Below are 23,154 nucleotides of genomic sequence, written 5' to 3'. Positions count from 1 at the left end.
TCACAAATAAAAATTCGAGTTAGTTTTTTTAATCCTAATCTATTAAATTATCACAATCAGCATCAAATAGTCCATTCTTTACTTTACTCCTACTGCATCCCAAGATGCATTCACCGCAGCAACTTCTGATCCATCTGCACCGTAAAGATCTGTTGCGGATTGAACAAGTGCAACCCTTGCATCGTGGAAGTTAGAAGTTGCAATTAAATAATTAGATAAAGCACGGTAATAAATTTGTTCTGCTTTAGCTATCCCTACGTTAGCATTTGAAGCTATAAGATAACAAGCTTTGTTTGGAATTCCACTGTTTGTATGAACTCCACCCCAATCTCCTTCTTGCGTATTAGGAGTAACTACAAATTTACTCATATTATCTGGATCGCCATATTTAGTTGGATTGGACATATCTCTTAATGCATCACCCTCTACTTTAGGTGTCCAAACATCTTCACCCATTAACCAGTCAAATTTATCAGCTTGTCCATAATTTTCGATGAATGCACCAAAAGAGTCTGACAAAGATTCATTTAATGCTCCAGATTGAAATTCATATTCAAGATTTGCTGTTTTTTCATCTACTGCATGTGTCATTTCGTGACCCACTACATCTAAAGCTCCAGATAATTCAATAGAATCAATACCATCCCCATCTCCATAAATCATTCGAGTTCCATTCCAAAAAGCATTAACATAGTTCTTAGCGTAGTGAACTGTAGATTTAATTTCCATATCTTTTCCATCAAAACCATTTCTATTGAATTTAGTTTTATAATAATCATATACAACTCCTGCATAGTAATGTGCATCTACAGCAGCTTTATCATTAATTACGTTTGTAGTTGAATAGACTATAGAACCAATTTTGTTAGTAGTATTAGCCGCTGAAGTAGTAGTTATGCCATTACCTCTTGTGGTATCTCTTAATTGATATTGAGCCTTGTTACGTACCAAAACCTTGTCAAGATTTAATGATTTAGAATCATTAAGTACACCTAAACCTGTTCCTGTAGCAGCAACCTTAGATATTTTATTGCCTTTTTTTACTATATCTCCATTTTCAGCATTTATAAAGAACTTCCAATTTCCTGGTGTTGGTGATAGAAAGCTTAATGAAACAACATAAACTGGAACATATTTATCATTTATATTGTATAGGTAAAGTTTAGTAGTTGGATCCGCCTCAAGCTTATCAAATTTAACTTGCGTTTTTGCAATTTCAAGAGCTTTGTTTTCACCTATTAACTGTTCTTTATTTATTTTTGCATTTTTTGCGTTAGCATCATATTTACCATTCACAGCATATACTTCACCCTTTTGATTAAAATGAACAATATATTCATTACCATAAACCGGAATATCATTTACCATTTGTTGAGTTTTGATATGCTTAAAACCCAATTTATCATCATTTGATTTTACTTCTTCCAACTTATTCACTGAATCTTCAACTACGGTTTTATTTCCCTTAAAGAATTTATGCACGCCTTTCATGTCTTTTGACAATTTTTCTGATGATTGTACCTTTACAAAATTTGCCGGCTTTCCTTGTGATGCATTTGCATTAGCTGGATTAATTAAAACCACCATTGCCATTGCAGTTAAGATTGAAATTGCTTTTTTCATATAATCTCCCCCTCTATAATTTGTATATACAGTGTTTTTATGTATATAACTACTTATATAGTAAAGAGAATATTCTTTATAGTCAACTAATTTCGCAACATAATATATGACATTTTTTTTATTATTTTAAATGATTTATAATGAAACATCAAAATTTAACTAGTAAAATGTCTATAAAATATTGTAGTCACGTTAAATCATCTTCTGCGAAGCTGCAATATTTATAAAAAGACCATTTATGCGTTAACCTGTAATAAATATATATTAGAATTGAAATATTACTCGGACCGTTTTCGTTAATAAAACTTAGAAATCCAGCAGTCAAAATAAAACTGCTGGTTTTTGCTTATTAATGTGGTTTTGCCCAAAGTATAAATTCCCCCACTTTTTTAGAATTTATATTCATTATGACTAAATAAACCTCTGGGATAAAATTCCATGAAATCAAAGTTAATAAAACATTTTGACCAATATATTTATTTAACAGAATTAGTTTCCTAAAACTTCATTAATCATTATTATGCTTCATTAATTATTTTTATGCTTCAACTAGTCACCCTAGAGATTAAAACAAGCAGGCTTATCCTATCATTATTCAACAATTTCACCTTCATACCTCTCCGTATAATTGTCAATTTTTGAAGGTATTCCAATATATCTGTAGAATATATCTATAATAGAGAAAACAAATTAGAATTCAATCCTCTATCAACATATCAATTGGTATCCTGCTGTCAAGTATATAATACTTAAACTACAGTGGATCACCCATCATTACCATAGCTCAATTTCAACGTATTAAAGAATCTAATTAAGCATATTATTCACTCTAATATCTTAATTGCAACATACTAGACATATAACAAAAGGAGGTTAAATAATGATTAATATACTTATATGTGATGATTGTCCCAAAACAGTGAGTCTGCTAAAAAATATAGTTGTGGAAACTTACGAAGAAGAAATGGATTTCAAAGATTTCACTGTGTTAACTTTTAATAATTCCACTGATGTTATATCATATGTTAAAAATAATGTTGAAAATAACATATACATATTGGATATCGATTTAAATGAAGAAAAAACCGGGTTAACCCTAGGAAGAGAGATTAGAAAATTAGATAAGTATTCAGGTGAAATGATTTTTGTTACCAATCATGTTGAATTAAGTTTTAAAGTGTTTCAATACAAACTACGTGTGGTAACATTCATAAATAAAAGCATACATCTTGAAAATCAGTTAAAAGAAAGCCTTTTAATTGCTACCCAAATACTGAATAAGGAAAAAGATGAAGATCCAAAGAAATTAGTAATTAAAATAGGTGCAGAAATGTTTAATATACTGCTTCAAGATATTATTTATATTGAAACTATAAAAAATAGCCGCAAAGTGACTCTTCATAGTACCAATACTATCGTTGAATTTTACAGCACGTTAAAAGAATTAATGAATTCACTAGATAATAATTTTATTCAAACCCATAAAACAAATATAGTGAATAAGAAATATATAAAAATCGTATGTAAAAATTCTAATAATCCTTATGTGGAAATGGTGACAGGAGACAGATGCCCTATTTCTAGGACAGGTTTAAAAGAGGTGAACAATGCGTGTGGATAATAAATATAGTTCTTTTATTTATTATGTTTTATGTTCAATTATATATTGGTTGTAAATTAAAAAAATATAAATTTACTATCAATATAAACAATTTCATAATAATACTAAGTGTCTCTATATTATACTATTATGTGCTTAAGTTTAATTATTTAAATGGTTATAAGGTTATCATTACCACTATATTTCTTATGATAATTTTAGCCGTATTACTTGAACGCAATATCTTATCTTTGATTCAAACTACATTTTTTATAACCCTAATAATGACATTATCTGAATCTTTAACAATGCAATTTTTTACTAATATATTAAATATTAATCTAAAAATTTTATCTACAAACAAAATAATATTTATTTTGTTTAATATTGTAATATTTTTCATTGCTGTTTTTATAATTAACTTTAAAAAAATATTTACTATATCTTTAATTTCTAAATATAGAATTAAAGATAATGATTTTATGGTAAATACTATATTTATTACAAATTTAATGATTGTATTTATTATTATCTATTTTTTATCATATAAGTCCTTCAATAATTATACCGTTGTTATTGTACTTCTAATTTCTACTGTTTGCATAATTCTGATTTTGATCTTTTCCCATAAAAATTATATGTTAAAAGCAAAGCAACAAAAATTTATACAATTAAAAACATATACTAGTATTATAGAAAATTTAGTAGATGATGTAGCTAAGTTTAAACATGATTGTAATAATATTCTTTTTATGACACGAGGATATTTAGAAGACAATAATATTGAAGAATTAAAAAGAATTTTTAATGTAGAGTTAATTAATGAATGTGAAAACAATGAAATACTTAAGCTAAAAAAAATAAAAGATGCTGGTTTAAAGGGATTATTGACTTCTAAAATAGTAAAATTTCAATTAGATAATATAACTCTATCAGTAGAGATTTTAGATACAATAGATACTTTTCATATAGATATTATAGATCTATGTAGAATTGTAGGTATATTGATAGACAATGCATATGAAGCGGCAAAAGATAGCAAAGAGAAATTTGTATCTATATCTTTCATTCAAGATGAATGTTTAAATATAACTATTGCTAATTCTTATAATAGCAATGTAAATATAAGCAAGATATACAAAAAAAACTATTCCACAAAAGGTCAAAATCGTGGAATAGGTTTAAATAATGTAAGAGAAATTGTAAATAACAAATATCCTAATGTTTTATTAAAAACATCTGTTAAAAAAGAATTTTTTATTCAAGATTTGTATATAGAGGCTAGGTAGATAAGACTACTTAGCTTTTCTTAATAATGATTTTGGCATTTTAGGTTCTTCTAAAGCATAACCAATGCAAGCTTTAGTGGATGTATGCGCTATATTCGTAGCTATATTGCTTATTTTAATTGCTAAAATTTCAGATACTTTCTCTGTAATATTCATAATTGTTATACCTCCTGTTTAATATTTTATATGTAATCGGACATATAAGAATGGCTTCTACCAATAGTATATACATAAAGATATTAGAAAAAAATGGGTTTTTTATATATATAGAAAAAAGAAAATAAACAATAGCTGTAAGTATACTTTTTATTTTCAGATTTTGCCTAACATTTTTATCTAAATAAGGTTTTTCCTCTGTATCTGCTGGTGCATATTTAAAAAATATACATACAACAACTATAAAAATAAACGCTTTTACAATAATGGTAAGTTGAGATGCTAAAGAAATATATATGGCACCCAATATTATAAGTCCTGTAGAGATTAAGCATGTAATACTTTTTCTAGCATGGATTCCTCCTACAAAGCGACGCGAAATCCCAAAGATTATTACGGTGTACAGCGTATACCAGAATAAACCTACTCCATATCCTACAGCTAAAATAATAGGAAATTTTGTAATATTCATAAATAACACTTCTATCCCATACCTTATAATTTCTAAGTCCTCTTCTGTCTTATTAGGCACTTTTCTTTTTATATAATTTGATAATTTCATACTAAACTCTTCTGATAATCTCATGCAATTACTTCCTTAATAAAAACAATTTCTTATATGTCAAATTTAACAAGTAAATAGCTAATTGTCAATGAAATTGTATTGAACGACACGAAAATTGCATTGAATGACATTTAAACATACTTTATACCAAATAATGCAATTATTATACTATACAATTAAGGATTATACATATATTTCAACATAAATGATATTGTTGTGTAGGGATGTTCATCCCAAATTCATTAATTAGAGTAGTCACGGAAACTAATATGTAAAACTTAATTATGTATAGAGTCATTATAGTGCTATAAATTTTATGTTCAGAGAGCAGTTAGGAATAAAAATAGGTATAGCAAACAAGCCTACACGATGCAGGAATTTTCAGAAAAAAGTACTTAATTGTCAAACAGCTACTCTAATAAATTTAAAATACTAAAACCTGAAACTTTAAGTCTTGCATCTAGATGAATATTAATTCCAGCAATCATAGTCATAAATGAATAACGTTTTTTACCATGTATTCGTAAAGTATGAATTTTATAATCATTTAGAATACGATTGTTTATACGTTCTGAGCAGGTTCTAGTTTTATAAATAGTTTTCCATTGTTTTGAGCCGCGAGGCACAGGAGTAAACAACCGCAAATCCCATGATGGTTTAGTGTAGATTACTCGCCCATAAGGTGAAGGTGAGCACTGTTCACAGCAAGAGCAACTAGCAACCTTTTTTAAAACTAAAGGGCAACGCCATTTAAGGCGTGAACGACTTTTTTCATAACCGTTATAGACCATTTCATGGCCACCAATACAGATAGGAAATCCTTTTTCATTAATATCTAGAGTAACTGGATATTTTGAATTTCCTTTGTTTTTGGAGTTCAGATCAATAAAGGGATTAATGTTCCATTTAGAACATAATTCATATGTAGGGTAGTTATCATTAGCTGAGTCAAGAACATAATTTGATATAGTGAACTGCGGTAACAGTTCTCTAAATTCAGCTAATGCTACTATTCCAGTGACACTGTCGTGTCTGCTTGCCTCTACAAATCGTAGATAAATAGGTAGATCTATCTTATATTTTTTATTATAGACAGATAAAGCATAGAGAGTGTAGCCATAAAACCAACGATTTTCATGGCTGTCCCAACCCCAATTAGCATTTATGTCAGAAAGTCTACGAGGGCATTTGCAATCGTAAATTCCATTTTCACGGCAGTCACAAACTTTAGAACCATAGTAAGAAGACTTACAGTGAACACAAGTACCATCGCCGCCAACTGTAAGGTTATCTTTTTCTATTAAGTTAAGATTAAAAGAGGGTTCTACAGCAACTAATGAGAATATTTTTTGAAGCAGCCTTTCGGCTCTTAGGGAAAATGAGCGACCAGCTTCAAAAAAATCTGAAATTCTCTTAACAACACCAGTTTTTTTATTAGGAAGCTTTTTATTTTTCCCGGGTGCCTTAATTTTAGAGGGTTTCTTCTTATACGAATATATTTTTTTTAGGTTTACCCTGTCGGTAGACAGATTTGAAAGCCATAATCTAGAGATAAAATCATAATGAGCACCAAGTGATGGGACATTATTTTTAGTGCAGCCTATACAGGTTGCAAGTAACTCACAGGCATGAATCTTTTTAACCCAGTTGGTAATGCTTGTTTCCTTTTGAAAAAGCATTAAAGAAAATGAACGAAATATCTCAGGTTGAAGAGTTGCAGGTCTACCAATATTAGAATAATAAGGTTTTAATATCTCTCTAAGAATATCTAAGTCTAAGCAATACAACTTAGAGATAGAAGGTTCAAGTTCTATAATTTTTTTAGGAAAAGCTTTGTAGAAACATGAGAGATTTAAAATAATAAATTGCTGATAATCAGCATGAGAGCTCCAATTTTTAAGCATAAAATAATCCTCCTATTAAAACATGTCTTTAAGAGGAGGACCGCAAAATTTTACAGGCTTGTCAAGTGTTTTATGCAAAAAAAGTGGGGGAATCAACAAAAATTAATGATACTAAAAATGAGTAATCACAGGAGCTAAGGAGTTTCCGTGAAAGCTCTAATTATATAAAGGGGGAAAATAAAATTGTTAAAACAAAAAAAGGGCTCAAAAATGAAACTAATTTATTCTAAACTAAGTCTCTATGGGGTTATATTTGTTAGTACGCTTCTAATCACTTGGCAACCCGCATTTGCAGCAAGAGCAATAAATAAGCCGATAGAGGCGAAAACACCTACCGAGCACTCTATTAAGGTGAAAGCTTTAGGTAGCTCAACCCAGGAGCATTATGTAAATTTTTCAGGTGTTACTGGATCAAAGTGTAATGTTCGAAGCGGTCCAACCCTTACATCAAGACAAACAGATAGTATTCCTGGAAATACAAGAGTCAATTTTAATGGATGGGTAGAAGGAGATTCAGTTCGAGATTATTGGTCAGGAATACCAGATACTAAATGGTTCTTTTATACAGATAGAAATAATCAAAAAGCTTATGTTACTTCTGCTATAGTATATGGTAATCCTCCGGAAGATACGAACACAAACCCACCGGAAGACCCTAATACAAACACAAGTGCAACAGTTCCAAACATTAAACAAAGAATGGACCAATGGTGTTGGGCAACTACAACAAGTGCTATTTTACAACACTATGGTTATAATGTGACACAAGAACAGGTAGTTACTTCCGTTAAAGGGAGCTTAGTCAACGAATCAGGTTATCCAAATGAAATGCTTAACGGCTTAAGAAATTTCGGATTAAATGCCAATTACAGCCAGTCTATTCCCTCTTATACACGCATTCAAAGTGAAATTAATGCAGGTAATCCAATGGAGACAATGATTTCATGGACTAGTGGTGGTGGACATGCACAAGTTTTAGATGGCTGTTATAGCAATAATGGAACAAACTATGTGAAAATTATGGACCCTTGGTATGGAGAGCACTCTGACTATGAAGTTAATAGTTACAAAAACAGTTCAAAACAAACATGGGTGGGTTACATAAATAATTTCAGTAAAAGATAAAATGTAAAAAGATTAGCTAATTACAGTCAATAATCGTTTGAAAAATTCAAAATTCATAGGAGGAACAAAAATGCTAAAAGGAACAAAAATTTTAGTCTGCATAGTAGCCGTAGCAGGTTGTATTACCATTGGATCAATGGTTACAAATGCAGCAGATAAAACAAAAGATACCATTGCAAATAAAGCATTAAATGATTATGTGGTAGGACAAGGACAGAGTACAGATAAATCCCTTCAAATGGGACAAGTACAAAAAGGTGGAGTAGACGGAGTGAAACTTTCTAAATTTTCTATTCCAATTTATGATATTGCTCAAAGCAAGGATGTTTTAGATTTTAATGGAAATACAATTTCAGGGATTTTGAAAGGAACAGACGAAAGACTTTGGTTTATGATGAATCAAGATCAGCCAAAGGGAATTGTAGTTGCAACTAATGTTAAGCCAGTAAAAATGGGTGGAGAAAATCGAAGTAAAGATTTAATGAAACTGTACTCAAGTATAAAACAAACTTTAAAAGTTAAAGAAGAAATAAGATATTTTGAATTTCAAGGACAAGGAATTTTCTATGTTGCCGGCGGCACTGAAGAACGAGTGTATTTAAGCAAATCAGCCTCACAAATATTGAAAATACCTTCTGGAAAAGAGATTTCTCCACAGAGCTTATTAGAAAAATTAAAAGGTATAATACAAGAAAATAAATAAATTTGTGTTAATTTATTATTTGAAATACTTTATAACTGGAAATTTAATTTCCAGTTATATTTTTAGGATTTTTTTGTATACTATTTATTTTCATGTATTTTAATTTGATCTTTTAAACTATGCAAAGAACTCAACCCCACATTCTTCTATAATAATTTTTTAAGTCTATCTCCCTCATTACTAAATAATATTGCGTCGTCTAAACACTCAATATCTTTATTATTTAGTTTATATAATTCAACTCCTAATTCAGATAATATTTCATTTTTATATATTTCAAGTTTTATTCCATCAATTGTATTCATAAATAATTTGTCCCTCCTCTATCATTCACATTCATTATTTAATTTACCTGACTTAGTTCTCAATTCGGTGTAATTACATATCTATATTATCTTCCATCATTCCTTGTATTTTTATACCCTTATTTCTATATTTAAAATTCCAGAAAGAAAATCTCCCACTCCTATAAGTGATAATTACCTGCTATAAAGCATATTAAAGCGACTATAAAAATAAAATTTACTGTAACAAATAAAAAAATATTGAGTTCTCAATGTATATACAAGAGAACTCAATATTTTCACTTAAACTTTGCTAATATTTCTTCCATTTCTTTAAATTCCTTATTTATAGACTCTTCTGGTTTTTCAGTTATAACGCTAACAACTATAACAGCTATGAGCGATAATATAAATCCTGGAACCATTTCATACATATAAGTAGATAATCCAGAAACAATCCATACAATAACTGTTAAGCCTCCTACAACCATACCTGATAGAGCGCCCCATTTAGTCATTCTCTTCCAATAAAGACTTAGTAAAAGAACAGGTCCAAAGGATGAACCAAAACCAGCCCATGCTTGCCCAACTATATTAAGAATAGTTTTGTTTGGCAAATATGCAAAGAATGTGGCAACAGCTGAAACTATAAGTATAGATATTTTCCCTATCTTCATTTGCTGCTTGTCTGATGCCTCTTTGTTTAAGAATGTTAAATAAAAGTCCCTTGTTATAGAACTAGAACAAACTAATAGTTGAGAAGAAATAGTACTCATAATAGCTGATAGCACTGCTGCTAATATAATACCCGTAATAAATGGATGGAATAAAACATCTCCAAGACGAAGGAAAACTGTTTCTGGATCCTTAAGCGGGATGTTGTTTTTTGTAAAGTATACAAGTCCTATAAGTCCACTTGATACAGCACCTAATAGACCTATGGTCATCCAGGTAATCCCTATTCTTCTTGCTGACTTTAATTCCCCTGCAGATTTAATTGCCATAAAACGGACAATAATATGTGGTTGTCCGAAGTATCCAAGTCCCCATGCCAAAAGTCCAATAATAGTTGCAACACTTGTTCCTCTAAACATATCAAATAAAGCTGGGTCAATAACTTTTATTTTATTAACAAATGTACCAGCATCTACTCCTATATTCATATATGCTACAATTGGCACTACAACTAGTACAACAAACATCAGGGATCCTTGGAAAAAGTCTGTAAGACTTACTGCTAAAAACCCTCCAAAATATGTATATAGTACAACTACCGATAATGTAACAACTACACCCGCTGTATATGTAGAGTTAAATATACTTTCAAATAATTTCCCCCCTGCTACAATTCCAGATGAAACATATAGCACAAAGAACACAAGTATTATTATCCCAGATACAAGTCTAAGCATATTAGACTTATCTTTAAAGCGGTTTTCTAAATAATCTGGAACAGTTAATGAATCATTCGAAACCTCTGTATAAATTCTAAATCTTGGAGCAAGCAGAAGGTAATTTAAGTAAGCCCCTATTGTTAAACCGATTCCAAGCCAAATGCTAGATATTCCTTTTGTATAAACCGCACCAGGAAGTCCCATTAGCATCCAGCCACTCATATCGCTTGCACCAGCAGATAGTGCTGTTACCATAGGTCCAAGCCCTCTTCCACCTATCATGTAGTCTGAAATATCATTTGTTTTTCTGTAAGAATAATAGCCTATTAAAAGTAAAATAAGTATATATACCCCCATAGCAGCAACTGATTCTATTTCCATATTAATTCTCCTTTCAATACTATAATGTCATTCGTCAATTTCATAAAGTTTGTAGTATAGCATTTTACAAGACAATTGAAAATATGAGTTTTTAACAGATAATATTTGAGCGTACAAAACAATATTATACCACATATGTTTTATACGCTCACTGCCATTTTAATCTGGTTTCGTAATTTATATAATGAATTTCACAACTTTTTTAACACTGTAATTGACATAGGTACCAATTTACTTTATAGTGATTAACTATATATAGTTAAAATTGTTATAAAGGAGTAGAAATCATTTGATTAAATTTTTGTTAGAGCTAGGCTTAAAGTTTGAAACCGTAGGTGTTTTGATAAAAATCATTATAACTTTAATGTTAATAATGATTTTTTATTTAGTAAAAAAAAGTATATGTTCATTTATTAATAAATCCAATCTTGATTCCAATAACATAATAAAAAAACATCCTCGCTATCAATAAATATCTTAACTGCTGTAGTGATTATACCAATATGGATGTATGAGTCTAAGTATATACTTACATTTTTAGGATTTTTCTCAGCTGGACTAGCCTTTGCCTTTCGTGATCCTGTAGCAAGTTTTTTAGGTTGGCTTATAATTAATACTCATAAGCCTTTTAAACTTGGGGATAGAATAAAGCTTGGGGAAAGTCTTGGTGATGTAATAGCTATAGACTGGTTTTATACTACCCTAATTGAGGTTATGGAAAATGACAACAAAATCTATGGACAAAGTACTGGAAGAATTACTCATATACCAAATATAAAAGTTCTCACTGAAGATCTTATAAATGAATCTAACTCATTCCCTTTTACTTGGAATGAACTTAAAATAAGCCTTACACTTAAAAGTAATTGGAAAAAAGCTAAAAGCATATTACTATCTATTGCTAATGATAAAGTAGGAGATATTGAGCAAGAAGCAAAAGATTCACTAAATATAGCCTCAAAAACTCTTCCTATTTATTACGAGAACCTTTCTCATACAGTATACACTTCTATGGAACCCGGAAAAGTTTGTTTAAACTTAAGGCTTATTTGCAAGGCGAGAAATTATAGAAACTTACAACACGCCCTAGTAGAGGATATTTTAGAGGAATTTTCTAAACATGAGGATATTGAATTATTATAATTAAGTCGGTGAATTAGGAATACCTTCCACATTAAGTGAAATTGGAATTGGTGAATAAAAATTAGAGAAAATGGCCAAGCAATCTACTGCACGAGGAAAACTTGGAAATTTCAAGCCGCTTGACGCACAAAATGTACTAAATATATATATATCTACTCTAAAATAAGGGATATTTATAATTGTTACTACTCAGGCATTTACTATATGGTATGCCTAATTAGTAACTTATTTTCTTTTCATATTATTATAAACTCATTCCCAATCAAGCTCTAATATCCCATTTATAAATATTTCTAAAGAAGATGTATCTGAAAATATCCATATTGATTCTAATTTATCTAATTTGACTATAATTAAACTCTTCTTAATCAATATTATAGAAAAAAAATAATTAACAAGGGAATTTGAACAAATCCCCTTGTTAATTATGATAACTTTCATTCTATACTTATAGATTATCTACCAACTAATCCTCCACCATTACCTGATGCTGGACTTTGTGGTCCGTAAATTGGTGGTCTCTTAGCATTCTTTTGACTTGAAGATTTGGCTTTTTTTTCTTCAATAATTTTTTTCATTATTTCCATGTTTTTGTTTATATTATTTTTCATATTTTTTACCTTCTTTTTTTTATTTTTTACATCTTTTATATAAAAAAAATTAACTTCTACCTTCTAATTTAATATTAAGAATAAATATTTTCAAGGTATGATTTATTATTTTATTAATCTATTATACCCTAAAAACAATCCTTTGAGTGACACCTATTAACTAATATTTAAAAAGTAATTATCTTTACTTCCAATCTTTATAAAGAGTCAGATTCTTGTCAAAAACTGGGTTAATTTTAATAGTAATATTATTTATTTATTGACAATTCTTTTTTAATATGATATATTCTTTTTTAATATAAATTATAAATTTGATGACGAGAAAGAGTACGTTTTAGTATCTGTTCTAAAGAGAGTTGACATTTGGTGAGAGTCAACGTTCAGTCTATATCCGAAAATCATCTCTGAGAAGTAAACCTGAAATATAATAAGGTTTAATGGTTGTCCACCATTACAAGGAACAGATATCGATTGGTATCTTGCTAAGTGCTATTAAAGTTATTCATTATAATTTTAATAGATTTAGGGTGGTAACACGTGCATACTCGCTCGTCCCTTTTATAGGGACGGGCTTTTTTTATTTTAAAGGGGGTGGTTTAGTGGATAGCGACATTGATATTAGCGATATAATACCAAAATTAAAAAAAAATAATATTTATGGAGGAATTACTCTGAATAAATTATCAAGAAAAAGTTTAATGCTAGTTAGTTTAATGCTATTTTCAATGTTTTTTGGAGCTGGAGAAACTTAATCTTCCCTCCTGTACTTGGACAAATGTCAGGTACAAATCTTTTATTTTCGTTATCTGGCTTCCTTGCCTCTGCAGTAGGTCTACCAATCCTGGCTGTCGCAGTTGTTGCAAAAGCTGATGGTCTTCAAAATTTAGCTGGCAGAGTTAATAAACCCTTTGCGCTTATTTTCACATTATTAATATATTTATCAATAGGACCATTTTTAGGCATACCTCGTGCTGCAAGTTTGTCTTTTGAAACAAGCATAGCACCATTTTTACCACCATCAGTTATTGGTGGAGCTTTACCTCTTTTTCTATATACATTGTGTTTCTTTGGTTTAGCTTTTTGGCTAAGTATGAATCCTAATAAATTAATGGATCGTTTTGGGAAGGTACTAACCCCTGCTATCTTAATACTTATATTAATTGTATTTATAGGTAGTTTAGTAAAACCAATTGGTAGCTTCAATGCTCCAATTGGAGATTATGCTAGCTTTCCTGTGTTAAAAGGATTCTTGGATGGATACATGACTATGGATGCCATCGCTGCACTTAATTTTGGTATAGTTGTTGCATTAGTTTTAAAGAAACAAGGAATTACAGATGAAAAAGCTTTAAGCTCCTATACAATAAAAGCTGGACTTATAGCTGGTCTTGTTTTAACTGTAATATATCTAATGCTTTCATGCCTAGGCGCTGCTGCTCAAACTAGATTTGGTGCTACAAAAAATGGAGCGCAAACATTAACAAATGTAGTATCTTACCTTTTTAATGCAAATGGTCTTATAATACTTGGTTTAACTTTTGGACTTGCTTGCCTTACAACTTGCGTTGGTCTTATAACATCATGTAGTGAATACTTCTCAAGGATGGTTCCAAAGGTTAACTATAAAATTTGGGTTACTGCAATAACACTATTTAGTATGTTATTTGCAAATGTAGGCTTAACTAAACTATTAAGTATATCTGTACCTGTTTTAACAGTCATATATCCTATGGCGATAGTACTTATTGTACTTGCATTCTCCCATAACCTATTTAAAGGTTATAGCTCTGTATATTCTTTCAGCATGCTATTTACTGCTGTTTTTAGTATATTTGATTCATTAGATCAAGTTGGACTTAAAATGTCATTTTTGAGTTCTATACCTTTATTTAAGCAGGGTCTTGTTTGGGTAGTTCCATCGTTAGTTGGTGCTGTAATAGGGTGGTTTTTTAGCATGGTAAAAGATTCTTCTTTTTCAAAAGAAATCTCTTTAAATAAATATAATAAATAATGAAATTCAAGGGGATGCCACAACCGTGTGCATTCCTTTAATTTTTGTCTAGCACAATTTTCCCTTTTTCTTCATAACTCGCTAATAAAAACTTGTTGTGATATAATTAATCTATATGGTAGATCATTGCAAAGATACTATTTTAATTTCATATTGTTTAATTAACGCAGCGCCAACTAATTTTGATGTCGCATTAAATAATTAGTTAAGGGGTCTTTTTTATTATGAAAAATAACAGTATTTGTCTTACAACTGAAAATTTAAGCGAATTACTTTAGCGACATTTCAGAAGGAAAGTCCTCCACTACTGTAAGTGGGGCGTTAGAGCATCATTCGTTAATCTCTGCTTTTATTAACGAATATTTTACATGAATGTAAAAATATTCGCTAAGGTTACTTTACATTTCCTACATATTGGAATATGATTAATATGAAATACTAAATTTACATTAAAAGAGGTGCCTCATGGAAATACAAACAATAAAACGCAAAAAATCTATTCGTATTAGTATAATTTCTTTTTCTATTATCTTTGTTCTATATTTAGGTATGTCAATATATTTTAATAACCATTTTTATTTTGGTTCTGTAATTAATGGCATAAATGCTTCTGGTAAAACAGTAGATGAATTAGATAAAGCCTTATTATCAAAATGCAAAACATATACACTGACCCTTCAAGAACGAAGTGGTGTGAATGAACAACTTAAAGCTGCTGACATTGGACTTAAATATAATGCAAAGGATAAAATTCAAGTTTTAAAAGACAGTCAGAATTCTTTTGCGTGGATTTATGAAGTTTTTAATTCAAAAGCTTCTGAACTACCTGACATAGTGACCTATGATGAAAAACTATTAAAAAAACATTTTGATAAACTCTCTTGTTTTGATAACAAGAAAGCAATTAAACCTAAAAATCCTAGTTTTAAATATTCAGATACCGGCTATGTGATTGTAAAAGAAATTATGGGAAACATAATCAATAGCAAGCAAATGTATGCAACTGTAGTAAATGCAATTCTCAAAGGCGAAACAACAATAAATTTGGAGACAACAAATCAATACATTAATCCAAAATATAATTCAAGTTCCAAAGAAGTTAAAAACACTAAAATTTTGCTAGATAAATATGTAGCTTCAAAAATCACTTATACCTTTACTGGAGGTAAGAAAGTTTTAGATGGTTCTATAATACACAACTGGCTAGTAGTTAATGACAACCTTGCAATTTCATTCGATGAAAATAAAATGAAAGATTATGTAAGCGAACTGAGCAATAATTATAATACCTATGGTAATGAAAGAAATTTTGCTACATCATACGGAACAACGGTAAATGTAGGTGGGGGCGATTATGGATGGTTAGTTGATCGCACAGGAGAAGTCAATGATTTAATTGTTTCTATAAAAGGTGGACAAACCATAACAAAACAGCCCAAGTATGCCCAAACCGCAGTATCTCATGATGCAAATGATATCGGGAATACCTATGTGGAAATCAATTTGACAAACCAACATATGTGGTTTTATAAGAATGGTGCTCTTATTGTAGAAGGAGATGTTGTTACTGGTGATGTAAGCAAAAATACACCAACACCATCAGGTGTTTATGCATTAAAATGGAAAGCAAAAAATACCAGCTTAAAGGGACCGGGTTACAATACACCTGTCAATTGCTTTATGCCATTTAATGGTGGCATTGGGATACATGGTGCACCGTGGAAACACTCCTTTGGTGGAAGTATATATTTAACAAATGGTTCTCATGGTTGTATAAATGCATCAGACGATTTTGCAATGACGATATATAATAATATTGATGTTAATACTCCGGTTATTTGTTATTTTTAATGATTTGATAAAGTCTTAATTATAATTGTGTTTTCACAAAAAAATAAACTGCGATCCAAATCATGGATCGCAGTTTATTTTAATTTCCATCTTTTTTATTAGCACACATAATAAGAGTTATTTAAATTGAGGTAAATTATTCTTCATCCCAACATTCCACGTTTTTTAATCCTTCAATAGAGTTCTTTGTGAATACGGGATTCTTACCCTGCTTTTTCTGGAAGGTGTAGTCTTTTAATGCTGCAAAAGCAATTTTACCAAGTTGGAATATAGCGATTAAATTAATTATTGCCATTAAGCCCATAAATAAATCCGCTAAATCCCAAACTACTTGAATCTTTACTACAGAGCCAACAAAAACCATACCTACAACAGTAATTCTATATAATAAAACATATATTTTATTTGAGTTAATAAATTCTATATTTGTCTCGCCATAATAGTAATTTCCTACAATTGAGCTAAATGCAAATAAGAATATACATACAGCAATAAAGGTACTTCCCCAAGCCCCAACTTGTGAGCTTAAAGCATTTTGCGTAAGCTGTATTCCAGTTAATCCTTTAGTTGTATAAGTTCCAGATAATAATATTATAAATGCTGTTGCACTACATATTAAAATTGTGTCCGTAAATACTCCTAAAGTTTGAATCAGTCCTTGCTTTACAGGGTGAGTTACTTCTGCTGTTGCTGCCGCATTAGGAGCACTTCCCATTCCAGCTTCATTTGAGAAAAGTCCTCGTTTAATCCCCATCATCATTGCCGCACCTATACCACCGCCTAAAGCTTGTTCAAAACCAAACGCACTTCTAAATATAAGTGAAATTACTGATGGTAGAGAAGAAATATTTTTAAGAATAACAAATATAGCAACTAACAGGTATGCAACAGCCATTATAGGAACAATGATTTCTGTAACCTTAGCTATTCTTTGAACTCCACCAAAAATTATAATTGCTGTAGATATTGATAAAATTAAACCAGTAATTATAGTTTTAACACCAAAAGCTTCTTGAAAAGCAAGTGATATAGTGTTTGATTGAACAGAGTTAAATACAAGACCAAAACATACAGTAATTAATACAGAAAAAATAATTCCCATCCATCTTTTATTAAGTGCTTTTTCCATATAGTATGCAGGCCCACCTCTATAGCCATGTTTATCTTTAACTTTATAAATTTGAGCTAGAGTGCTTTCAACAAAGCTTGAAGCACCGCCTATTAAAGCAATTAGCCACATCCAAAATATTGCACCAGGACCACCAAGCGCTATAGCAATAGCAACTCCAGCAAGATTTCCAGTTCCAACTCTAGAAGCAGTACTTATGCAAAATGCTTGAAATGAAGATGTACCTTTCTTTTTATCAGATTTAGAAATAGATTTCCCCACACTTTCAGTTAAAAGAGAAATCATTTCTTTTAAATATCTAAATTGAACAAATTTTGTTTTAAAAGAAAAATATAGCCCCATAAAAATAAGTAGTGCAATAAGTATATAGGACCATAGAATATCATTTGTCTTGCCGATAATTGTTTGTAAAAAGTTCATCATTTTATCCTCCCCTTCTTTTGTAAATTTAATATTTTATAGATATATATGAGTTAAATTCAAATTTATTGTACCACAGAAAAACGTAAAACCCAGAAATTAGAATATTCCAAAAATAACATTTTTAAAATTATGTTAGATAATATAGCTTCAAATTGCTTATATACAATGAATAATCTTTTTAAAAAACTTTAAACCTTTTTTCTTACTATCAAAAATATGAATATATTATTTATACAAAATTCAAAATTCTAATTAATAAAACTAAGAAAGCCAGTCCTGTTCCTATAGAAAATTAGTATATATAACATATTATTTATATGATATAAGAACATAAGGTTAAATCATCTCCTGCGGAACTACAATGTTAACGACTTCATTAGGAGATTTATACTTCCACTGAAGTTTTCTATTTGTTAGGGTATATAACTCCCACTTATAGAATTGGGAGACTTTCCTTCTGAAATGTCGTTAAACCCTATATAGTTTTTAAAAACCTATCCTTCATCATTATACTATTATATTAAGAAATTTTGCAATAAATAATTGAAAATTAAAAATAATGCAAAAACTCTCTGTAGCTGCAGAGAGTTTTTTGTATTATTTAGAATGTTACATATAGATAGTACTACATGCATAATTGTATAGCTTTAAAACTGATTATATATATATGAAATTTTAACATCTGGCTGAAATAAAAATACATAACTACAGCCTAAAATGACAATAATATACATAGTTGTCATAAAAATTATATTAGTTTTCATTTTTGTTATAAAATTTATCAATAGTTTCATTAACATATACCCAACCTTTCCAGCCTAAGTGTGAACTATCCATTAGAAAGTAATTTTCATTTTCATATTTTGAAAAATCAGCAACTTCAAATCCATAAGAATTAACCATAGTGTTTATTTTTTTATAATAAGCTAGCCTATCATTTTTATTAAATCCAGCATAGTCATACCACTTGCCGTTTACAGGGATATTTAGAAATAGTGGTTTGATTCCTTGTTCTTTACAAACATCTAACAACAATTTAAAATCTTCATATTCAGGAGATACTTTATAAGAGTCCTTTTTCATAGACCCCTTTATTTCATGAAGATTTCCTCTAATCGCGTGTTTATACGCATTATTGTCCATACCAAATTTATTATTATTAGACTTTGATTCTGCGATCTCCGTGGCTTTTTTTAATTCCGCATTCCAGTTAATATTTGTATGCTTCGTCTCATTATATTTTGCAAGTTTAGGCTTAAGATATTTAATGCTATTTATATTGTCCTTTAACATTAATTGCTCGTATCTTATCCTGTAATAAGGGGTCATTAAATATCTCTTAGATGTACTTAATAGGTCATTATTACTATAAAGAGAGCAGTAGTCTCTCATAATATCAAAGTGTTTATTTGCCTTTTTGTCAGTAATTGATATTATTCTTTTAGAAAACTCTTGCTTTGTAGTTAAACTAATATCCCTATTAAACAAAAATCCATATACCTGTGCTTCAGAAGAATTGGCTTCGAACTCAATTTCATTAATGCCGTTCTTTAAAAACCATTGTGGAGAAAGTACGAAAACCACTTTTTTCCCCGTAAGTTCCTTACCAATTGCTCCAAAATTAGCAGTATGTACTAAGGATTTATAACCTCCTTGTCCTATAATATTGATTTGGAAACCATTTTTTTTATCATTAAAAACCTTAATTGGATGAGTAGAATATGCAGTAGTCTTTACAACTTCAGAGGAACCAAACATAAAAAGATTATCACCTTGTCTTGCTCCCATGCTTTGAAGTGCTACGCTTTTAAATTTATATGCAGATAAATTTTCTCCGAATTTATCATAATATTTTTTTGAAATAAGACCTTTATAATAGCTTTGATAACAAAATAAAAAACAAATACTAATAATAATAGAACAAGCGAAAGCTATGACCTTTTTCATTACATTCTACATTCAGAGAGAGTTTGAATGTATTCAATAATTTTGTTTGGCGTTTCTATATCTCCTCTTTCAACAATTGCAGGATCAAGTTTGATTTTAGCTTTATCCTCTAATTCTACAATCAGTTCAATAATTCCTAATGAATCCAATCTTCCGCTTTCAAATAAATTCACATCACTTTCGTTATGTAAATCCTCACCAGTAATTTCTTCTAATATACTATAAATTAATTCTTGCATATAAATTCCTCCTTTATTTAAATAAATATCCTGAAAATATTAAAAAACTAAAACATATCAAATTAAAAGTTACAAAAGTTGAAGCAATTTTAAAATAACCTTTTCCTTTGATTTTTTTGTAGAGTACTTTTCTCTGAAAACAATCTGTAACTATAAGCAAAATCCCATGAAAGGCACCGTAAACAACATAATTCAACTGAATTCCATGCCATAGCCCCATGGTTATCATGTTTATCATGAAACCAATGTAGGAAGCTGTATATCTACTCTTGAACCATTTTTTCTTAATGGCAGTCATTACGAATCTATTATAAATAAAATCTCTAAACCAAAAAGATAAGCTCATGTGCCATCTGTTCCAAAAATCTTTTATATCTTTACTTATAAATGGAAGGTTAAAGTTTTCAGGCGTTTTTATTCCCATTATGTAGCTTACGCCTATGGCAATCAAACTGTAACCGGCAAAATCAAAAAACAAATAAAAGCTATAAGAATACATATATTTAATTGCATTTATTAAAGTGTGTGGTCTTAATGATATTACATTAATAAAATGTTGTTGTATGTAATAACCTATTAAGAATTTGTAGCCTACTCCCTGTAGAATCTTAAATAGTCCATCACCTAAATATTCAACATATTGTCTGGGCTTTATAACCTTATTACTTTCCTCCGTAAATCTAAGTGAACGGTCAATTGGTCCAGAACTTAAGGTTGGAAAAAACAACATAAAATAAGCAAGATCAAAAATATTTATTTTGGTAATATACCCATCAAAAATTTGTATTAACATCTGAATGACTTTGAAAGTTAAATAAGAAATCCCTAGAAATCCAAGCTCTCTGTGTATAAGTATATCGCTAAACTTTGAGTAGATTAAAGGTGACAGACCTATAAAGATCATTATCCAAAGTAACCATCTTTGTTTAAATTTTTTCACTATAAAGCTGTAAATAATAATCAACAAAAATTCCATTATAAAAAATATAATTAAATATTTAATTTGCTGTTTTGATTTACCAAAAATTAAATACATCATAAATAAGCTTGACGGTAGTCCATACCATTTTATCCTTTTGCCAAGCAAACCAACAACAATTGCTGGAATTAGCACTAAAATCATTATATAGAAATACAAAAAATCTCCATAAGGAAGCATTTAAAATTCCTCCATTATCTTTTTTCTATCAATTTTGCCATTTCCATTTATCGGTAAACCTTCTATTACCTTTACTTTACGAGGTATCATATATGAAGGCAATAAATCCTTCAAGGAATTTTTAACTGAGGTAATTATATTTCCTTCAAATTTATCATTTAGCACTACAACTGTTGCTAAATATTTAATTTTACCGCTTTCCTTAATAGGTACTACAACTGCATTTTTAATGAAAGGAAGTCTTCTTATGTTATTTTCAATATCTTCAATTTCCACTCTATAACCATGAAGTTTTATTTGATTATCTATTCGCCCCTCATAATATAATAGACCATTAACTATATAACCAGTATCTCCTGTCCTGTATCCCCTCTTTTTAACATCTAGAATTTCTTTTTCAAAAAATAATTTTTCTGTTAAAATAGAATCAGCAAAATAGCCTATACTTACACTGTCACCTACTATTAATATTTCATTTGTATTTTCTTCTATGATTATTTCACAGTCTTTTTTTACGTACCCAACTGGAAGCTTTTCTTTACTTAAAAGCATTTCTTTCTTTATTTCAATTGCAGTTACTGCGACTGTTGTCTCTGTTGGCCCATAGAAATTTATTATTTTAATTTTAGGGAATCTTTCGAATAATTTTTTTACGCATTCCTTAGAAAGTGTTTCCCCACAGAATAACATTTGTCTCAACTTGGGTAATAAATTTTCATTAAATTGCTCACTTTGTAAACACATTTCTGCGAAGGACGGAGTTGAAACCCAAGTTGTAATTCCTGAAGACTTAAAATTTATAAAAAGCTCAGGTAAATTAGCAATCATCTCTTTATCAATACTATATAGTATTGAACCAGAAACCAATGATAAATAAGTATCCATAACAGATAAATCAAAAGAAAAAGGTGCTTGATTCATAAATATTTTATCTTTTTTATCAGTTAAATCCATACTCCAATCGATGAAGCTTTGAATACAATTCTTAGTTATCTGCACTCCCTTTGGATTTCCAGTACTTCCTGAAGTATATATAATGTAATAAACTTCTTCATCCTTAATTCTATAACCCCTACTTGGTATTTTATTCTCGTATTGTAATAAATGTTCTTCTATTTCACTCTTATTCAATATTGTATCTGCAGGAATATCAATTAAATCATCTGATGTGTTTATAATTAGCTTAGCATCCGAAATAAATAAAATATCCTTAATCCTTGTAGTTGGTGTTGAGCTATCCACTGGAATATATGCATGTCCACTTTTTACACAAGCTAAAAAGCATATAAGCATTAAATGATCTTTATGTCCAAAAACTATTATTGGAGTTTTATCTTTTCCAAATAAATCTATAATATTTACAGCAAGTGAATCAGATTTTGTTTTTAATTCCCTATAGGTTAAGTTACTATTCCTATACATATGAGCTACTTTATCGCCAGTACAATAACTTTCGATTGTATCAATAAAGTCCATAAATATGCCTCCTCTCTATATTTCAAAAATCTATTTTCTTCTTTTAATTCTTATTCGCAATCAATATTTATGTTCATTATATAATCTAAATATATTAATAACCCTAAACATTCTATTTAACATAATCCAATGTTTTTGTCT

At 29.6% G+C, this 23,154-nt stretch carries 18 protein-coding genes, 1 pseudogene and 1 other annotated feature; of the genes and pseudogenes, 7 read left to right on the top strand and 12 right to left on the bottom strand.

Translation table 11 applies throughout. From position 1 onward, the window contains the following. Window positions 1-78: 78 nt before the first annotated feature. A complete protein-coding gene (locus ACWJKS_RS06725) occupies window positions 79-1,623 on the bottom strand; it encodes a M4 family metallopeptidase (RefSeq protein WP_165412262.1) in 1,545 nt (514 codons plus the stop codon). A gap of 880 nt (window positions 1,624-2,503) precedes the next feature. On the opposite strand from ACWJKS_RS06725, the gene ACWJKS_RS06720 reads away from it, so the two are divergent. Next, complete coding sequence (locus ACWJKS_RS06720; protein ID WP_462960790.1) at window positions 2,504-3,244, top strand: LytR/AlgR family response regulator transcription factor; 741 nt, start codon at window positions 2,504-2,506, stop codon at window positions 3,242-3,244. Continuing rightward, complete coding sequence (locus ACWJKS_RS06715) at window positions 3,235-4,512, top strand: sensor histidine kinase (RefSeq protein ID WP_462960789.1); 1,278 nt, start codon at window positions 3,235-3,237, stop codon at window positions 4,510-4,512. The genes ACWJKS_RS06720 and ACWJKS_RS06715 overlap by 10 nt, the downstream gene beginning before the upstream one ends. 6 nt (window positions 4,513-4,518) lie before the next feature. Here ACWJKS_RS06715 and ACWJKS_RS06710 read toward each other — a convergent pair whose 3' ends face one another. The 3 genes from ACWJKS_RS06710 to ACWJKS_RS06700 form a co-directional block, all read right to left on the bottom strand. Next, complete coding sequence (locus ACWJKS_RS06710; protein ID WP_165412259.1) at window positions 4,519-4,668, bottom strand: AgrD family cyclic lactone autoinducer peptide; 150 nt, start codon at window positions 4,666-4,668, stop codon at window positions 4,519-4,521. Further along, entirely contained in the window at window positions 4,643-5,254 is a 612-nt protein-coding gene (locus tag ACWJKS_RS06705) for an accessory gene regulator B family protein (RefSeq protein WP_165412258.1), read from the bottom strand. Before ACWJKS_RS06705 ends, ACWJKS_RS06710 begins: the two co-directional genes overlap by 26 nt. A 389-nt stretch (window positions 5,255-5,643) precedes the next feature. After that, window positions 5,644-7,137 (bottom strand): hypothetical protein, encoded by a 1,494-nt coding sequence (locus ACWJKS_RS06700; protein ID WP_462959674.1) that lies wholly within the window; start codon window positions 7,135-7,137, stop codon window positions 5,644-5,646. 183 nt (window positions 7,138-7,320) lie between these two features. On the opposite strand from ACWJKS_RS06700, the gene ACWJKS_RS06695 reads away from it, so the two are divergent. Both ACWJKS_RS06695 and ACWJKS_RS06690 read left to right on the top strand, forming a co-directional pair. Next, the gene (locus ACWJKS_RS06695; protein ID WP_224578874.1) at window positions 7,321-8,262 is read left to right on the top strand and encodes a papain-like cysteine protease family protein; all 942 of its coding nucleotides are present in this window, start codon (window positions 7,321-7,323) and stop codon (window positions 8,260-8,262) included. A gap of 70 nt (window positions 8,263-8,332) precedes the next feature. Next, window positions 8,333-8,965, top strand: coding sequence for a hypothetical protein (locus ACWJKS_RS06690; RefSeq protein ID WP_165412257.1), 633 nt, complete (start codon window positions 8,333-8,335; stop codon window positions 8,963-8,965). A gap of 146 nt (window positions 8,966-9,111) precedes the next feature. Here ACWJKS_RS06690 and ACWJKS_RS06685 read toward each other — a convergent pair whose 3' ends face one another. Then, window positions 9,112-9,270, bottom strand: a complete 159-nt coding sequence (locus ACWJKS_RS06685) for a hypothetical protein (RefSeq protein ID WP_165412256.1) — start codon at window positions 9,268-9,270, stop codon at window positions 9,112-9,114. A 278-nt stretch (window positions 9,271-9,548) separates the two neighbouring features. Further along, window positions 9,549-11,024, bottom strand: a complete 1,476-nt coding sequence (putP, locus tag ACWJKS_RS06680; protein ID WP_462960788.1) for a sodium/proline symporter PutP — start codon at window positions 11,022-11,024, stop codon at window positions 9,549-9,551. Window positions 11,025-11,513: 489 nt separating this feature from the next. Between putP and ACWJKS_RS06675 the strand changes: the two genes are divergently transcribed. After that, window positions 11,514-12,167 (top strand): mechanosensitive ion channel family protein, encoded by a 654-nt coding sequence (locus tag ACWJKS_RS06675; protein ID WP_462960787.1) that lies wholly within the window; start codon window positions 11,514-11,516, stop codon window positions 12,165-12,167. Between the two features lie 455 nt (window positions 12,168-12,622). Here ACWJKS_RS06675 and ACWJKS_RS06670 read toward each other — a convergent pair whose 3' ends face one another. Beyond that, a complete protein-coding gene (locus ACWJKS_RS06670; RefSeq protein WP_165412254.1) occupies window positions 12,623-12,778 on the bottom strand; it encodes a hypothetical protein in 156 nt (51 codons plus the stop codon). A gap of 305 nt (window positions 12,779-13,083) precedes the next feature. Then, window positions 13,084-13,338 (top strand) — a binding site (T-box leader). Between the two features lie 111 nt (window positions 13,339-13,449). Between ACWJKS_RS06670 and brnQ the strand changes: the two are divergent. Both brnQ and ACWJKS_RS06660 read left to right on the top strand, forming a co-directional pair. After that, window positions 13,450-14,789: pseudogene (brnQ, locus tag ACWJKS_RS06665) on the top strand (branched-chain amino acid transport system II carrier protein). Window positions 14,790-15,254: 465 nt separating this feature from the next. Next, window positions 15,255-16,640: a L,D-transpeptidase family protein gene (locus tag ACWJKS_RS06660; protein WP_165412253.1), complete on the top strand. Its 1,386-nt coding sequence runs from the start codon at window positions 15,255-15,257 to the stop codon at window positions 16,638-16,640. Window positions 16,641-16,776: 136 nt separating this feature from the next. Here the strand turns inward: ACWJKS_RS06660 and ACWJKS_RS06655 are convergent, their stop codons facing one another. The 5 genes from ACWJKS_RS06655 to dltA all read right to left on the bottom strand — a co-directional run bounded on the left by ACWJKS_RS06655 (window position 16,777) and on the right by dltA (window position 23,013). Next, window positions 16,777-18,189 (bottom strand): alanine/glycine:cation symporter family protein, encoded by a 1,413-nt coding sequence (locus tag ACWJKS_RS06655; RefSeq protein ID WP_165412308.1) that lies wholly within the window; start codon window positions 18,187-18,189, stop codon window positions 16,777-16,779. 756 nt (window positions 18,190-18,945) lie between these two features. Then, window positions 18,946-20,139 carry a D-alanyl-lipoteichoic acid biosynthesis protein DltD gene (dltD, locus tag ACWJKS_RS06650; RefSeq protein ID WP_462960786.1) on the bottom strand — a complete coding sequence of 398 codons (1,194 nt, stop codon included), beginning with the start codon at window positions 20,137-20,139 and terminating at the stop codon, window positions 18,946-18,948. Then, window positions 20,139-20,378: a phosphopantetheine-binding protein gene (locus tag ACWJKS_RS06645; RefSeq protein ID WP_165412251.1), complete on the bottom strand. Its 240-nt coding sequence runs from the start codon at window positions 20,376-20,378 to the stop codon at window positions 20,139-20,141. The genes dltD and ACWJKS_RS06645 overlap by 1 nt, the downstream gene beginning before the upstream one ends. 13 nt (window positions 20,379-20,391) lie before the next feature. Then, on the bottom strand, window positions 20,392-21,537 hold the full coding sequence (dltB, locus tag ACWJKS_RS06640; RefSeq protein ID WP_462960785.1) for a D-alanyl-lipoteichoic acid biosynthesis protein DltB: 1,146 nt from the start codon (window positions 21,535-21,537) through the stop codon (window positions 20,392-20,394). Then, entirely contained in the window at window positions 21,538-23,013 is a 1,476-nt protein-coding gene (dltA, locus tag ACWJKS_RS06635) for a D-alanine--poly(phosphoribitol) ligase subunit DltA (protein WP_462960784.1), read from the bottom strand. It abuts the gene before it with no gap. Between the last annotated feature and the right edge of the window lie 141 nt (window positions 23,014-23,154).

The organism is Clostridium sp. CM038 (assembly GCF_055081105.1).
Note: the sequence above shows the minus strand (reverse complement) of the source record. Positions and strands in the feature narration are given on the sequence as shown.